Source organism: Acidovorax sp. GW821-FHT10A04 (genome assembly GCF_059415825.1).
Window position 1 is genome coordinate 1 of record NZ_JBWKNZ010000036.1, and the last position, 1,007, is coordinate 1,007.

General features: G+C 62.6%; 1 protein-coding gene. It reads right to left on the reverse strand.

The genetic code is table 11. From position 1 onward, the window contains the following. Positions 1-1,007: elongation factor Tu (tuf, locus tag AC07PF_RS33085; protein ID WP_494614750.1), on the reverse strand; the 1,007-nt coding region annotated here is incomplete at both ends.

Genomic DNA, 1,007 nt, shown 5'->3' on the forward strand with positions numbered 1-1,007 from the left:
GTGACGTCGGTCGTGCGGAAGTAGAACTGAGGACGGTAGTTGTTGAAGAACGGGGTGTGGCGGCCGCCTTCGTCCTTGCTCAGCACATACACTTCAGCCGTGAAGTGGGTGTGTGGCTTGATCGAGCCGGGCTTGCACAGCACTTGGCCGCGTTCCACGTCTTCACGCTTGGTGCCGCGCAGCAGCAGGCCAACGTTGTCGCCAGCCTGGCCCTGGTCCAGCAGCTTGCGGAACATTTCCACGCCGGTGCAGGTGGTCTTGACGGTGTCCTTGATACCGACGATTTCGATTTCTTCGCCGACCTTGACCACGCCGCGTTCGATACGGCCGGTCACCACGGTGCCGCGACCGGAGATCGAGAACACGTCTTCCACGGGCATCAGGAAGGCACCGTCCACAGCGCGCTCTGGCGTGGGGATGTAGGTGTCCAGGGCTTCAGCCAGCTTCATGATGGCTTCTTCGCCCAGGGGACCCTTGTCGCCTTCCAGGGCCAGCTTGGCGGAACCGCGCACGATGGGGGTGTCGTCGCCTGGGAAGTTGTACTTGTCCAGGAGTTCGCGCACTTCCATCTCGACGAGTTCGAGCAGCTCTTCGTCATCCACCATGTCGCACTTGTTCAGGAACACGATGATGTAAGGCACGCCCACCTGGCGGGCCAGCAGGATGTGCTCACGCGTCTGGGGCATGGGGCCGTCAGCGGCCGAGCACACCAGAATGGCGCCGTCCATCTGGGCAGCGCCGGTGATCATGTTCTTCACATAGTCGGCGTGGCCGGGGCAGTCCACGTGGGCGTAGTGGCGGTTGGCCGTTTCGTATTCCACGTGTGCGGTGTTGATCGTGATGCCGCGGGCCTTTTCTTCAGGTGCTGCGTCGATCTGGTCGTATGCCTTGGCTTCGCCGCCGAACTTGGCAGACAGCACCGTGGCGATGGCCGCCGTCAGGGTCGTCTTGCCGTGGTCCACGTGGCCAATCGTACCCACGTTGACGTGGGGCTTGGTCCGTTCGAA